The organism is Neomoorella stamsii, from assembly GCF_002995805.1.
Lineage (GTDB): Bacteria > Bacillota > DSM-521 > Neomoorellales > Neomoorellaceae > Neomoorella > Neomoorella stamsii.
In genome coordinates, this window is record NZ_PVXL01000033.1 from 1 (window position 1) to 1,021 (window position 1,021).

1 pseudogene is annotated in these 1,021 nt (G+C 59.5%); it reads left to right on the forward strand.

Going from position 1 to position 1,021, the window contains the following annotated elements:
* Positions 1-1,021, forward strand: a pseudogene (locus tag MOST_RS05795) (molybdopterin-binding protein); the annotation flags it as partial.

Consider the following 1,021-nt stretch of genomic DNA (forward strand, 5'->3'; position numbering starts at 1 on the left):
ATGCTCCAGAAAGTCCGGGTCGAAGATAGCGTGGGCACGGTCCTGGCCCACGACCTGACCAAAATCGTTCCTGGCGAGTTCAAGGGAAGGCGATTTAAGAAAGGACATATTATTCAGCCGGAAGATATACCCGAACTGCTGCAAATGGGTAAGGAACACCTGTATGTCCTGGCCCTGGGACCGGATGAGGTGCACGAAGACAAGCCGCCCTTCGCCTGGCCAGGGCGGCAGCCGGCGACGGCGATCACGGCCTCAAATTTAGTGAGCCCCAGGAAGGCAAGGTAAACCTTATTGCCGCCAGGAACGGCCTGTTGAAGGTAAACCTCCAGGCCCTGCAGCAAATCAGCGAAGGGGCGGACATCATCCTGGCCACCCTGCATAACAATTACCCTGTTACGGAAGGCCAGGTGGTGGCGGGCACCAGGTTGATCCCCCTGCTGGCACCCCGGGCGGTGATTGAAATGGTAGAAGCCATTTGCCACCAGGCGGGTGGTATTGTCCGTATAGCCCCCTACCGCCGGTTGCGGGTAGGCTTGATTACCACCGGCAATGAGGTTTATAAAGGGCGGGTAAAAGATGCCTTTAGCCCGGTGGTCCGGGCCAAGATTGCCAGTTATGGCTCAGAAGTAGAGCGGGAAGAGATTGTACCTGATGATGCTGAGGCAATCCGGCAGGCCATAGCAGCGATGCTGGCGGCCGGCATGGAAATGGTGGTTCTAACGGGGGGCATGTCGGTTGATCCCGATGACGTGACGCCGGAAGGGATCCGTCGCAGCGGCGCGGAAGTCGTCACCTACGGCGCCCCGGTGTTGCCGGGGGCTATGTTCATGCTGGCCTACCTGGGGGAGGTGCCCATTATGGGCCTGCCGGGGTGTGTGATGTATTACCGGGCCACCATTTTTGACCTGGTCCTGCCACGGGTTTTAACGGGAGAACGGTTGCAGCGTAAAGATATAGCCGGGCTGGCAGCCGGTGGCCTCTGCCAGGGCTGCCCCGACTGCCGCTACCCGGCCTGTTCCTT